The organism is Curvivirga sp. (assembly GCF_965219885.1).
Taxonomy (GTDB): Bacteria; Pseudomonadota; Alphaproteobacteria; order UBA8366; family Aestuariispiraceae; genus Curvivirga.
Window position 1 is genome coordinate 2388141 of sequence record NZ_CBDCOT010000009.1, and the last position, 13911, is coordinate 2402051.

The window sequence follows — 13911 nt, forward strand, 5'->3', positions numbered from 1 at the left end:
TAACAAACTGCTGTTCTTAATTGTAATAAAAATATTATTTTAATTTTTCGTCTATTTCGATAAACATTGAATTAAATTTCGTTTGTAAGGAATAAAACAATGTTTTATCAGCCAAAAGATGGGCATAATTTACCTCATAATCCGTTTAATGCGTTAGTAACACCAAGGCCTATTGGTTGGATTTCTTCGGTTAGTCAGGCTGGTAAGGTAAATTTAGCGCCATATTCTTTTTTTAACGCTGTTGCGTATTTTCCACCTCAGGTCATGTTTTCCTCAACTGGACATCATCAGCAAGGTGGCTTGAAGGATAGCGTGAGTAATATTCGAGAAACGGGTGAGTTTGTTGTAAATATTGCTACATATGATTTGCGCGAAGCGCTTAATAAAACTTCAGCACCTGCTCCACATGATGTCGATGAATTTGATTATGCTGAGCTTGAAAAAGCTGAGTCGCACATCGTTTCGGTTCCACGTGTCGCTGAAAGCCCTGCGCATTTAGAATGTAAATTAACTCAGATTGTCGATCTGCCGTATGAAGATCAACACGGACCAAATTTAGCTGTTTTTGGAGAGGTCGTTGGGATTCATATCGATGAATCGATTCTAGTTGATGGTCTTGTGGATGCAAAAAAAATGGCACCAATTTCTAGAATGGGCTATCAAGATTTCTCTGCATTAGGAGATTTATTCACAATGAAGCGACCGACATGGAAGTGAATATCTCTTTAAGTAAATATAAATCTTTAAAACTGCTCTCATTTATTTGCGTGATCTGTTGTGTGTTGATGGTCGGTTTTTTTATAGGGCTTGGATATTACATTGAATATCAGTCACAAGCTAAAGCAAATCAGATCTTTGATGAACTGAATGAAAAAGCCAAATATCAAAGCCTGAGTGAGAAAGAGAAGCTGATAACACTTGCAAAAGATGTGTTTGAGAGATTCGAAATAGATGGTTCGCAAAGCAATATTTTATTACGGCTTCGTCCTTATCTGACGGCACCTTTTTTACCCGATTTTATAAGGGTTAGGGATGGGGCAATTGATTTGTATGTGCAAGAAGGAATTTGCGACAATTCTGCGCGTATATTGGAATATTTATTGGCGCAGGAAGGTTACGAAAGCCGCCAATGGGATATGGTAACAAGCCGATCTGCACATTCTGCCTTGGCTATTTCATTAAAAGATGGGCGTGAAATCCTGATGGACACTTTCTTCGGTGTCTATCCGGAAATTAATGGAGAACTTGTATCTGCACATAAAGCAAAAATCGCATTGGATAGAGGGGGCAATATTGACGATATATTTATACCTTTGAATGAAAATGGGGATAGCGATTTTTATACTCATCTTTCCGCAACTAGCATGGCAGGTGATGGAGACGCATTTAAGATCGTTTCAACCATACCAGAAATCAAGGGACAGAAACTATCATTAGGGCAGGTTGATGGTTCTTATCAGGATGTAGCTAATGAGAGCCTGTTGTTAGATATGACCCCGTATTGGCACTATATGGGCAGCCGATACAATCGCAACTGGGTAAGGGTGTTACATGCCTCTGAGGATGTTCGAGTTACGATTGAAATGGTTGATGACATTGATATGGGAGTCGTTACAGCAAAGCCAGCCCCGCAAATATTGGAAAAGAAACTTATTTGGAACTTAAAACAGGGGGACCAAATCATTTTTGTTGATGGTGATGCTGAGCGTTCCTGGACAAGAATGAATAGTTACCAATCCGTTGATAGATTTTTGTTTGAAAAAATCAATTAAAATAAAGATTTAATATCATTAAAGCTTTTGCAAATATAAGTTGGATGAATTTTATCTAGATCTCCATGCGTATAGCCATAAGTCAATAGTATGGTTTGTATATTTGCCGCTTGACCAGCCTCTATGTCGTAAATGCTATCGCCGACCATTATGCAATTTTCAAGAGATATATTTGTTTGCTCAATTGTTTTTAGCAATGGTAATGGGGATGGTTTGCGTTGATCATAACTGTCTCCACCTGTAACGATTTGAAAAAACTGTGCTAGATTTAATTCATCTAAGATCGCTAAGGTTGGTTTTAGTGGTTTGTTTGTGCAAAGAGACAATACATGACCCTTTAGTGAGAGGTAATCCAGAACCTCAATGACATATGGATAAATCTTTGTATTTGTAGTCAGATTATCCATATAGTGCGCGACAAAACGTTCAGAAAGCATCTCTAATTCGCTATCCGAATCTGGCTTTTTGTTAAAATGGTCAAAAGCCCTCTCAACCAGCTTTTTGGATCCATTTCCAACAAAACTGGTTGTTTGGTTTAAGGTAAGAGAAGGTAAGCCTTCTTCTTGCAGCAGAATATTAATATTGTGATGTATATCTGGGACGCTATCAATCAAAGTACCGTCTAAATCAAAAATAAAATGCATCTTTAACCATTTGAAAAAAATAAGATTATATACGAATAGGTCACAAAGATAGAATGGTTAATGTGATTCTTCTAGCTTGAAAAATTATATTAGGGTAAAATTTCCGCTAAGGCAGGACATTTCTAGTAATTTTGATGGGGAAGGAATGATGGCTGGTTTTGAAGAAACATGTCTTCCACAAGTGAAGGACGGTTTGACAGAAGTTTTTGGTGCTGATTTAGCGGAAAGCCTTGTTTCTGCAGCGCTTGGTACTGGTGATACTGCTGTTAATAGGCAATTGCTAATTAACGACGGGTTGAATTCAATTACGCCTGAACAACGTGCCAAGGCTTTGGAATTGCTTGATATTTATTCATCTACAATGTCTTGAGCATTCTAATTATTACAATTTGTAATTTTCTGAAAAAAACTGTAATAGCTTTTGATTGGTTTTTTCTGTGAGAATCCCTTAGCTTCCAGACGAAACTAAGGCAAATTCTATTGATTTTTCAGGTTACATGATGACATCTGCTGCTAAACAATTCCCTGCTGCTGCGATAATCCTTGGGGCAGGCAAGGGAACTCGTATGAAGTCCAAGCATCCAAAGGTGATGCATAAAGTGGCTTCCCTATCCATGATTGGCCATGTGATAAAAGCCGTGACACAAATCAACGCAGATAAAGCTGTTGTGGTTGTCGGCCCCAATATGGAAATGGTCGAATCAGAAGTTTCGCCTCATCAAACAGTCATTCAACATAATCAAGCAGGAACTGGAGATGCTGTTAAAGCAGCGTTACCATTGATGAAAGATTTTAAACAGGGAACTGTTTTAATTTTGTTTGGTGATACGCCCTTTATCCAACCTGAAACGCTTCAATCAATGATTTCCTTACGTGAAGAAGGTAACGCCGTTGTTGTGCTTGGTTTTGAAGCTGATAACCCAACAGGTTATGGGCGTTTGATCTCAAATGCGGAAGGTAAGTTAACCGCAATTGTTGAACAGAAAGACGCATCACCTGAAGAATTGAAAGTGAATGTCTGTAATTCAGGTGTGATGGCTATCGATGCGGAACATCTTGAAGAGTTATTACTGGCAATTGATAACAATAATGCTTCTGGTGAATATTATTTGACTGACGTTGTGAAGTTGGCACGTGATCGCGGTTTGGATTGCGCAGTTATTACCACAGACGAAGATCAAGTAATGGGGGTTAATTCACGTGCTAACTTGGCGCATGCAGAGAAAGTATGGCAAGAAAAACGCCGTCGTTTAGCGATGGATGAAGGTGTAACTTTGATTGATCCAAATACTGTTTTCTTTGCCCATGATACTGTGATTGGTCGTGATGTTGTTATTGGTCCCAATGTGTTTTTCGGACCTAAGGTGATTGTGGCAGATGATGTTGAAATTAAAGCTTTCAGTCATTTGGAAGGTGCAACTGTTGGAATGGCTGCACAGATAGGGCCTTATGCACGTTTACGCCCGGGGGCAGAGCTTCAGGAAGCTGCATTTGTGGGTAACTTTGTCGAAGTGAAAAATACTGTGATGGGTAAGGGGGCTAAAGCGAGCCATTTAACCTATCTTGGTGATTCAGAAATTGGCGCAGGCAGTAACATTGGTGCTGGTACAATCACTTGTAACTATGACGGGTTTAATAAAGCAAAGACCATATTGGGTGAAAATGTATTTATTGGATCAAACAGTGCGCTTGTGGCGCCTGTAACAATTGAAAAAGATGCGATGGTAAGTGCGGGATCCGTGATTACCAAAGATGTTTCGGCGGAATCTATGGCCTTCGCACGTAGTCCTCAGAAGGAAAAAGAGGGTATGGCAACGAAATTCCGTGAATTGGCGAAAAAGAAAAAAGAAGCTGCCAAAGCAGCCCAGAAGAAGGACTAAACTTATGTGTGGTATTATTGGTATCCTAGGTAAACAAGACGCTGTTCCTCATTTGGTAGACGGTTTACGTCGTTTGGAATATCGCGGTTATGATTCAGCGGGTATTGCTGTATTAAATGATCATGCGATTGAACGTCGCCGTGCAAAAGGGAAGCTGGATAATCTGGCAGCTGAAGTTGATCAACGTCCGATTTCAGGTCATGTCGGGATCGGCCATACACGTTGGGCGACCCATGGTGTGCCATCTGAAAATAACGCGCATCCGCATATGACGGATAAGGTTGCTATCGTTCACAATGGGATTATTGAAAACTATTTGGATTTACGTGAAGAGCTTTCCGAAAAGACAAATGGTTCCGTGGAATTTACCAGCGACACTGACACAGAAGTTGTGGCTCATATGGTTGGCTATTACCTTGATCAAGGTATGTGCCCGAAAGAAGCTGTGACTGAAGTTCTTCCGCGCCTTGAAGGGGCGTTTGGTTTTGTTATGATCTTCCATGGTCATGAAAATTTGATGGTTGGTGCACGTCAGGGAAGTCCATTGGCTATTGGGTACGGTGAAGGCGAGATGTTCTTTGGATCAGATGCATTGGCATTGGCTCCTTTAACCCGTCGTATCTGTTATTTGAAAGAAGGTGACTGGGCCGTAATCACACCAGAAGGTGCTGATATTATGGATCTTCAAGGCAATCCGGTTGAACGTGAAATTGTACAAACAGCTGTATCTGGTGCGACCATCGGTAAAGGCAATTATCGCCATTTCATGTTAAAAGAAATTTACGAACAACCAACTGTGATTGGAGATACGTTAACAACTGTTTTAAACCCGGCCAGTCAAACGATTACGATGCCGCCATTACCCGTGAATGCGAAAAACATCACCAAAGTGACAGCGACAGCCTGTGGTACAGCTTATTATGCTTGCATGGTTGCGAAATACTGGGTTGAGCAATTGGCGCGTATCCCGATGGAGACAGACATCGGGTCTGAACTTCGTTACCGTGGGACACCATTACCGGAAGATGGGTTGGCTCTGTTCGTTTCCCAATCTGGTGAAACTATGGATACTTTAGAATCTTTACGTTATGCACGCCAGGAGAAACAAAATATTCTCTCCGTTGTAAACGTACCTGAAAGCACTGTTGCGCGTGAATCAGATGCGGTCCTTCTGACACAAGCGGGTCCGGAAATCGGGGTTGCTTCAACCAAAGCCTTCACAACGCAGTTAACTATTCTGGCATGTATGGCGATTGGTTTAGCGAAAGAACGTGGCACATTGGATGCGAAGCGTGAAGCGGAACTTGCATCGGCTTTGGCAGAAGTACCAGGTCGTGCCGCAGAAGTTCTTAATCATGATGAACATATTGCTGAAATCGCCAAAACAATTTCCGAAGCACGCGATATTTTCTATATGGGGCGTGGGACTGCCTTCCCGATTGCGCTGGAAGGGGCGTTGAAGCTTAAAGAAATCTCCTACATTCATGCAGAAGGTTATGCGGCAGGTGAAATGAAGCATGGCCCATTGGCCTTGATCGAAGATGATGTGCCAATCATCATGATTGCCCCAAGCGATGATCTATTTGATAAAACAGCTTCTAACGTACAGGAAATGGTGGCTCGTGGTGGTCGTGTGATCTTTATCTCAGATAAGAAGGGGATCGCAAAAATGAAACGTATGGCGGAACCAGCAGCCTGCATTGAAATGCCGGATGTGGATCCATTCGTTGCACCAATCTTATATTCCATTCCAATTCAGTTACTTGCCTATCATGTGGCTGTCCTGAAAGGCACAGATGTGGACCAGCCAAGAAACTTGGCGAAGTCTGTTACGGTGGAATAGGTCATTTTACGGTATTTCATACCTAATAATAAATATGTAATTATAAGAGATTACGTCACATTTTATATGTTGTAATGTATGGTTATTTTGCCAAAACTGTATATCTCAGACTGTACTTGGAGGTCCATAAAGCAATCTGACTTTTATTGAGCATTTATATTTTGGTCCACCATATTGTTGATACACCATTTTGACCATCGACCGTTAGAGGTTTCTCTGCATACAGATTTGCTACATCTATTAACTCATCCACAGCTTTTATGACGCCAGGATGGCAATGCAAAAAATTGGGATAAATAGAATCGATATGATCTTGATCTTTGTATCGGTTTATCAAATTTTGTGTTTCAAAAGTGACTCTACCTTCACAATCATGGCCAGCTAGAATACCTCCGGGTTTCAAAAGAGAAATAGTTGACCTAATATCTGATACAGTTGCTTCATAACGATGATCTCCATCTATAAATATGAAGTCATACTTATTTTTCTCAAGAAGAGGGCAAACATCTTGAGAAGTGCCTCGGATTGGTTTGATTTTATCTCCGAAATGTGAAGTATTGTGTAGGAAGCGGTTAAACACGTCTATTGTTTTTACAATTTCTCGGTGCTCGTCGTTTTCATTTCCTTGCCAATGATCAACACATACCAATTCTTTACAAAAATTTCCTATGATCTGAGTTGAGCCTGCTCCAAACCAGGACCCTATCTCTAAGCAGGTCAAATTATCTCGATTAAATGATTGCAACAATTCTTTTAAGGCAAACATGTCGAAGGGTGACATTCGATTTTCTTGATAAGAGTTAGGTTGTGTATCAGCGGTATTTTGGGACATGTGAAACCTTAAAATTATATCTAACCCATTTTGAATTATCTAATATCTCATAGCGAAGATCATTGGAAAACTCAATATCTTTCAAGTACTAAGAGTTTTTTGAATGCCTAAAAAAACAATGGTCGCGCATGTTCCTATGGGCTTCAAGATTTTTCGAAAAATTGGCCTGCAAGGCGTTTCTATGAGAATTTAGGTTTTAACTCTGTTGAGTTTACAGACGGATCACGAAATGAAGAAAAGCTATCAGATATGCGATACAAATGGGCGAAGTGAGTTTTTTGTGAAGATAGTTCAAACATTTAAATTTATCCCCTAAAGGTATTATTTAAATAGTTTTGCCGCCTCAGGTAGCAGGGGTAGAATATCTTCAGAGATTGTTCTTGATAGAGTATTTAGCTCAATTGCAATTTCCCAAATTTTAGTTTTTGTCTCTTTATCTAAGTCTAGATTTTCAACGTTACATTCAAACAACGCAACGGCGAGATCACCTTTATAATATTCCGTTTCAATTAGAATATCTTGTTCTAGAATTTCTACCGCAATTGGAATTAGGTATTTCAGACCAATTTTTTGAGAAATAAGAAGACGAATTTCACTTGCAGATAAATCTTTGATTTTCTTTCTCTTAGCGTCATCACATTTTCTTGCTAGGTCGGAAGAGAAAACAACTTTTTCAGTATCAAGACCGAGTATATGGTTTAATGAAAGTTCTGTAATATTCATTGATTTGGATAAGAAATTACTTGTTGAAATACTCAAAAGACCAATGGTCGCGCATGCCGCCGCGGGTTTCCAGATTTTCTGTAAAAGATCCCGTACAGGTGAAGCCTACTTTTTCAAGCACACGGCGTGAAGCAGGGTTTGTTTGAAAAGTGGCAGCTGTGATTTTTGTGATTTCAGGGCGAGACAAGGCTTCGTCCAATAGAAGTTTTGCAGTCATTGTTGCGATCCCACGCCCTGCAAAATCGGGATGAATAAAATAGCCTAGATTGCAGGTAGGGGCACCATTCCATAGACCACCAAAACCGACAAGTTCACCTGTTTTTTCCAAGATTACAAGACGTGTATCTTCGCGACGATTATCGGAATCTAACCATTCATTGATATTCGTTTCGTCAGGTTTGGTCGGCAAAGAACCTGTTTGCATAACACCATCGTCATAAAAAACAGGAAGTATCAATTCTGCCGCGTCAGGGCCTGCAGGGACCAAAGTAATCATCGCTATTTATCCGCAAATATGTTTGTTATTTAGATGCGATTAAATAGATTAAGTAATAAAATTACAAATATTATCTGAGTTATTTTGGCCCTGCTGAGATTGTTTACAGATATTATCTGTTTTGGGCTTCTGCTTCTAAACGCTGTCTTAAGTCTTCTGGTAAAAGTAAGGCGTCAGCAAGGCGATCAAGATATCTGCGTTCTTCATCTGAATCCACATCAACGGCTAAGGCAGATGCCATGAAAATCTCTGCGGCTTGTTCTGGGCCTGTTGAAAGGCGAGCAATGGAAATAGGATCGCTGGTTGCATTTAATTGTTCCACAAGAAATTGTTGTTCTTCTTGTCCAATTTGCATCGCGGTAATTTGCTCTTCGATACGGGCACGTTCTTCTGTATCGATATGACCATCTGCTTTGGCTGCGCTGATCATGGCGCGGATCAGGATTAAACGGATATCGGTATCGGGAGAAGTTGTTTGTTGTTCAGCAAGATCAAAAATACTGCCAGCTGGCGGCGGAGAAATTTGAGCGCTTGTAGGTGCTGGACTAGGTGCTTGCGCAGATGCTGTTTGAGGTTGGGATTGTGCGGATTTATGATCACTCCAAGCTTTATAGGCTAAGCCACCGACAGCGGCTAAGCCGCCATAAGTAAGGGCTTTTTTACCCATTTTACGGGCTTTTTTGTTACTCAATAATAAGGCTGCCAAACCGCCAACTGCGGCGCCACTAACCAGGCCAGTCCCCATGCCACCGGATTTTGTGCTTTCAACAGCTTTATTGATGCCGCTACCCGCAGTTCCCATAACGTTACTTAGAATTGAGTTCACATCCATCTTTGACCATCCTTATATCTTTTAACAATCTCAGTAATTGATATAGGGGCAAAAATTTCGTTTTCCAGAGGTAACGTTACAGGTTGTATTGCAGGTTCGTTTTAATCGTATCTGAGTTCCGTCGCTTTACCATGGAAGATATAATAGGAAAGGGCCGTATACCCTAACAGGATTGGTAAAACGATTAGGGCGCCAAATAACATGATCATCAAAGAATCTGGTGCTGCTGCTGCTTCTACAATGGTCATCTTTTCAGGGACAATATAAGGGAAGAAGCTGTAAGCTAAACCGATGAAGCTTAAGGTAAAGATACCCACTGTAAATAGGATTGGTACCCAACAATAACGGTCATTTGCTAATGGCAATATTCTCAAGAATAAGAACAAGCATAGAATTAAGATACCTGTTGCAATGGGGATTGGGGCCAAAGCAAATAATGTTGGGAAATCAAACCATTTCTCATAAATACGATTGCTGACCAACGGTGTGGTAATAGATACAGTTGTAAGACCTATGATCGAGGCAATGAGATGAAGTTTTGCCCATCTTATAGCTTTTAACTGCAAATCCCCTTCGGTTTTCATGATTAACCAACAGGCCCCAATCAAACAATAGGCAGAGGTGACTGCGAGTGCGATTAAGCAAGAGAATAAAATACCACCCAAACCTTGATCAAAACCAATAATGTAAGATCCCAGCATATAGCCTTGGGCAAGGGCAGTCAGAAGGGAGCCATAAAAGAAGTTCCTATTCCAACGGCCTTTTTGTTTTTGTGGTACTTTGGCGCGGAAGTCGAACGCAACGCCCCGGAAAATAAGACCGAAGATCATGACCGCAACAGGGATGTATAATTCAGTTAAGATAATTCCATGTGCTGCCGGGAAGGCGACAAGCAATAATCCTACACCAAGAATAAGCCATGTTTCATTGGCATCCCAGAACGGACCAATCGACGCAATCATTCGATCTTTTTCTTCTTGAGTTGCTGAATGAATGAGTATGCCGACACCTAAATCATATCCATCTAAAATGGCATAAATCAGCATGGATAAGCCCATCAGAAAGGCGAAGGTTAATGGAAGCCAACTGCCATCTTGAATTACATTTTCTAGCATAACGTTCTCCTTTCTTTATTCTGCGGGTGTCATAGCCGTGTGGCGTTCACTAGCGGACATGGTTTGTTTTTCAGGATCGCGATTTGATCCATCTCCGGCCTTTCGGGCCAGATAGAAGAGGGTCGTGACATAAGCCACAGTTAGAAAGGCATATACAGCCAGGTACATAATCAACGTTGAAAGAACCATCCCACCGCTGACGGAACCAAGAGCATCTTTGGTGCTAAGTACACCTTGCACCAACCATGGTTGACGACCAATCTCTGTGACATACCATCCAGCGATTGTGGCCACGGTGCCGGAAAAAGTCATTCCAACCAAGCCGTATAGGTAATGTTTTGGCATGTTCTTTTTACGCGCTAGAAAATAGGAACCAGCCCAAGCAAATAGAAGCATCAACATGCCGACACCGATCATAATCCTAAAACCAAAGAAAAGTGGTTTAACAGGCGGATGTTGTTCAAATTCTTTTAATCCTTTGATTTCGCCATCCAGACTATGAGTTACGATTAAGCTTGCCAAATAAGGAATTTCGATAGAAAAGTCATTTCGCTGTTCGTCCTCATTCGGCAGGCCAAATAGAACAAGCGGTGCGCCTTGATGTGTTTCCCACGCGCCTTCAATAGCAGCTAATTTTGCAGGTTGATATTCTTTAGTATTGATACCATGTTCATGCCCGGCAAAGATTTGAAGAGGAATTAGAATAGTAGCTGCAATGATCGCTGTTTTTAACGACTTGCGAACGGAAGCAGCCTGATCACCTTTTAATAAACGGTAGGCTGATAAACCGGCGATTAAAAAGGAAGCGGTTAGACCAGATGCTAATAACATATGACTTAAACGATATGGCATTGATGGGTTAAAGATAACCTCCCACCAGCTTGTCACATGGGCTTGTAGTAGTCCTGCTTCATTTGGAATCATCTCAAATCCCGTGGGTGTATGCATCCAGCTGTTTAAAACAAGAATCCAGAAAGCAGATATGGTTGTCCCACCTGCCACCAACACTGTTGCTGTCGTATGTAACCATGAGGGGACTTTTCGGAAGCCAAACAACATGATCCCAAGGAAGGTAGCTTCCAGAAAAAAGGCTGTTAGAACTTCATAGGCTAGTAGAGGGCCAGCAATATTGCCGACAGTTTCCATAAAGCCCGGCCAGTTGGTGCCGAACTGGAATGACATAGTTACACCACTTACCACACCAATAGCAAAGCTTAGGGCAAATACCTTGGTGAAGAAGAAGTAGGATTGCATCCAAGCTTCATTTTTCGTGGCGTTATAACGCAGTTTAAAGAATAGCAGGAACCAACCAAGCGCAATTGTTATGGATGGAAACATTATATGAAAGGTTATATTTGCCGCGAATTGAATGCGCGACAGCATAAAGGGGTCAAGTTCTACCATTTCGATCTCTCACACGTCAGAGGGGTTATGAGATTATTTTTAATTTGTCCTTAAATTGGTAGAGGTTATAAATTTTTGCTCCCATTTTCAGGAGGTTAACAAGGCGTTCGGTATCGATCTTGTTCATTTCCTCATACCAATCAGTTAGCATTTCGATCAGGTCATGCATTTCCTGCATTTTTTCCTGAGCATGCTTTTCTTCTTCGGATGAAGGCTTCTCCATAATCACGGATCGTAACATGGTGAGTGTAGGCTCAATCTCTCTACGTCTGCGTTCCTCAACCAGATTACGTACGATATCCCAAATATCATCATGGGTACCGTAGTAATCTTTGCGGTCTGCTGGAATATGCTTGAGCATTACCAGATTCATACTTGCCAGTTCTTTTAAACCCATCGCAACATTTGAACGCGAAAAACCAAGTGCATCTACAATTTGATCGGCATTCAAAGGTTGTTCAGACAAATAGAGAAGTGCATAGATTTGACCTACGGTGCGGTTAATACCCCACCGTGATCCCATCTCACCGAAGTGAAGCACAAATGTCTGTATGACAGGTGGTAAGTTCATAATCTGTCCTTAAATCCATTTTAGAATTATTTTATTTTTCGTATTTTCAGTATATACTGAAAATTCAGAATTAAGGAAAGTGTTTTCTGCCTCCAAGTTAAAAAAAATTTATAAATAAAAGAAAACCCCGCCGTTTAAGGCAGGGTTTTCAAAGAGAAAAATATAAAGTTTTTTATTTTTCCAACAGACCAGGCCAGTTTTTGTTGGCTGTTTCAATGAAGCCTGGGATGTCTTTGTTCCAACGTTCTTGAACGCTGTCGTTGTTGTTCAGGTATAATTTGCCATCCACAATCTTCCAGATTTTTGGATCGCCTTCATAGCCTTCATTTACTTCAGCCACAGCCCATGCACAATAACCACCATATTGTGGCGCATATTTTGCCGGGTCAGCTTCGAATAGGGCTTTGTTTTCCGCAGAGGAAAATAACCAGGTCGCACCATTCCAGGTGACTTTGTGATCTTTGGACCCTTTAACAGGTTCGCCGTTGGTGAAATAGGATACAGTATCGTATCCACCAACAGCTTGATCACTTAACCAGCCGGTGTAAATTGGTTCAATCGCAAATGCTTTGCCAATCATAAATGTAGAAAAAGCAAGTGCAGCTAGTAGGATTTTAACAGGGGTTTTCATCGTTTGACTCCTTAATAAATCAAATCATCATTCAGTATGTGGATAATCTGCAACGAGGCGTTTTTCTTCCTGCCAAGCTTTGGTTAAGCCCCAAAGAGAAGCAGGTTTAAAGCCGCGTTTCCTGTTTTTTGCCCCAATGCGATACAGGGTCGCATATTGTTCAAACAAGGTTTTGTATGCTTCACGAAGGGTGATTTTACGATCCCAAATATGGGTCGCTTCACCACCAGCACCGTTAACTTCTACAATCTTGAAATTCTTACCTTGTTGTAAGTCTTCGACATTCGTAAAACGTACATCGAAACGGCCGAAATAAAATTCCGGAATATCTTTTGCAATTTTATCAAACGCTTCGGTCATTGCTTCGGTGACATAGGGGCGTCCATCTCTGAAAATGGTGCCACGACTATGAGAACCTGCAAAAGCAAGACGATAAGGTTGCCCGGCAGGAATGATTTCATCAAGGCGGCTTTCGTGACGTTTCAAATAAACATGTGCAATTTGACCCGCACGTTCGTCTTCTTCAATGAGTTGGCGCAAATTGCGTGTACCATCCCCAATTACATATGGGAAATACTTCAACGTAACTGAGAAAATACGGCCCTTTTCCTGATCCGGTTCACGAATATAAAATACACCAGCCTCAGCTTCATAAGGGACAAGTTCCTGTAGCAAGATACTTGCGTCATCCGGGAAGCTATCAATATAGGTTTTCAACTCCTCGCTAGAACGAGCAATTTGCACACCTACACCGCGGCAACCCATATCTGGTTTTGCAACCAAGGGGAAGGTAAGGCCTGCTTCTGACATGCGTTTTTCTGCTAATGAAATGATATCATCGCTTTCACCTTTGGTGATTTGAGTGAAAGGAGAGATATATTCTTTTGCAGTTTCACCAGCGAGGGAGAGGACAATCTTTTTAGACTCACCAACTAACCCCCCCATTGGGAAATGCGGATTTGCAGAAGTTGGTAAAGTTGGACCCATATGACGTAGACTTAGCCAAATGGTTTGTAAGACGATTGGGATGTAAAAGACACGAGGCGACCAAAACTCAAAATGAGATAGGGCAGGACCATCCATTTCCAGCGGTGGCATGCCTTGATGCATTAGTTTGCCGGCGCTGGTAGGGTTGATCGCATTTTCGATACTCAGGTCACTCATGCTT

General features: G+C 41.3%; 15 protein-coding genes. 5 read left to right on the plus strand and 10 right to left on the minus strand.

Going from position 1 to position 13911, the window contains the following annotated elements; translation table 11 throughout:
• Positions 1-99 precede the first annotated feature (99 nt).
• On the plus strand, positions 100-717 hold the full coding sequence (locus ACOQOA_RS16765) for a flavin reductase family protein (protein ID WP_420549745.1): 618 nt from the start codon (positions 100-102) through the stop codon (positions 715-717).
• On the plus strand, positions 708-1772 hold the full coding sequence (locus ACOQOA_RS16770; RefSeq protein ID WP_420549746.1) for a hypothetical protein: 1065 nt from the start codon (positions 708-710) through the stop codon (positions 1770-1772). The genes ACOQOA_RS16765 and ACOQOA_RS16770 overlap by 10 nt, the downstream gene beginning before the upstream one ends.
• Here ACOQOA_RS16770 and gph read toward each other — a convergent pair.
• Positions 1769-2416, minus strand: a complete 648-nt coding sequence (gph, locus tag ACOQOA_RS16775) for a phosphoglycolate phosphatase (protein ID WP_420549747.1) — start codon at positions 2414-2416, stop codon at positions 1769-1771. The two genes, ACOQOA_RS16770 and gph, sit on opposite strands and share 4 nt — an antisense overlap.
• A gap of 145 nt (positions 2417-2561) precedes the next feature.
• Here gph and ACOQOA_RS16780 point away from each other — a divergent pair, with 145 nt between their 5' ends.
• From ACOQOA_RS16780 to glmS, 3 genes are all read left to right on the plus strand, one after another.
• Positions 2562-2786 (plus strand): hypothetical protein, encoded by a 225-nt coding sequence (locus ACOQOA_RS16780; protein WP_420549748.1) that lies wholly within the window; start codon positions 2562-2564, stop codon positions 2784-2786.
• A 127-nt stretch (positions 2787-2913) separates the two neighbouring features.
• A complete protein-coding gene (gene glmU / locus ACOQOA_RS16785; RefSeq protein WP_420549749.1) occupies positions 2914-4296 on the plus strand; it encodes a bifunctional UDP-N-acetylglucosamine diphosphorylase/glucosamine-1-phosphate N-acetyltransferase GlmU in 1383 nt (460 codons plus the stop codon).
• Positions 4297-4300: 4 nt separating this feature from the next.
• Positions 4301-6139 carry a glutamine--fructose-6-phosphate transaminase (isomerizing) gene (glmS, locus tag ACOQOA_RS16790; RefSeq protein WP_420549750.1) on the plus strand — a complete coding sequence of 613 codons (1839 nt, stop codon included), beginning with the start codon at positions 4301-4303 and terminating at the stop codon, positions 6137-6139.
• A gap of 154 nt (positions 6140-6293) precedes the next feature.
• Here glmS and ACOQOA_RS16795 read toward each other — a convergent pair whose 3' ends face one another.
• The 9 genes from ACOQOA_RS16795 to ACOQOA_RS16835 form a co-directional block, all read right to left on the minus strand.
• Positions 6294-6971, minus strand: coding sequence for a class I SAM-dependent methyltransferase (locus tag ACOQOA_RS16795; RefSeq protein ID WP_420549751.1), 678 nt, complete (start codon positions 6969-6971; stop codon positions 6294-6296).
• Between the two features lie 321 nt (positions 6972-7292).
• A complete protein-coding gene (locus ACOQOA_RS16800) occupies positions 7293-7694 on the minus strand; it encodes a contact-dependent growth inhibition system immunity protein (RefSeq protein WP_420549752.1) in 402 nt (133 codons plus the stop codon).
• A 16-nt stretch (positions 7695-7710) separates the two neighbouring features.
• Complete coding sequence (locus ACOQOA_RS16805) at positions 7711-8190, minus strand: GNAT family N-acetyltransferase (protein ID WP_420549753.1); 480 nt, start codon at positions 8188-8190, stop codon at positions 7711-7713.
• A gap of 112 nt (positions 8191-8302) precedes the next feature.
• Positions 8303-9022 (minus strand): tellurite resistance TerB family protein, encoded by a 720-nt coding sequence (locus ACOQOA_RS16810; RefSeq protein ID WP_420549754.1) that lies wholly within the window; start codon positions 9020-9022, stop codon positions 8303-8305.
• Positions 9023-9123: 101 nt separating this feature from the next.
• Positions 9124-10137 (minus strand): cytochrome d ubiquinol oxidase subunit II, encoded by a 1014-nt coding sequence (locus tag ACOQOA_RS16815; protein WP_420549755.1) that lies wholly within the window; start codon positions 10135-10137, stop codon positions 9124-9126.
• 15 nt (positions 10138-10152) lie between these two features.
• Entirely contained in the window at positions 10153-11541 is a 1389-nt protein-coding gene (locus ACOQOA_RS16820) for a cytochrome ubiquinol oxidase subunit I (protein WP_420549756.1), read from the minus strand.
• Between the two features lie 25 nt (positions 11542-11566).
• Entirely contained in the window at positions 11567-12112 is a 546-nt protein-coding gene (locus ACOQOA_RS16825) for a GbsR/MarR family transcriptional regulator (RefSeq protein WP_420549757.1), read from the minus strand.
• A gap of 172 nt (positions 12113-12284) precedes the next feature.
• A complete protein-coding gene (locus ACOQOA_RS16830; protein ID WP_420549758.1) occupies positions 12285-12743 on the minus strand; it encodes a YHS domain-containing (seleno)protein in 459 nt (152 codons plus the stop codon).
• Positions 12744-12770: 27 nt separating this feature from the next.
• Entirely contained in the window at positions 12771-13907 is a 1137-nt protein-coding gene (locus tag ACOQOA_RS16835) for a hypothetical protein (protein ID WP_420549759.1), read from the minus strand.
• Between the last annotated feature and the right edge of the window lie 4 nt (positions 13908-13911).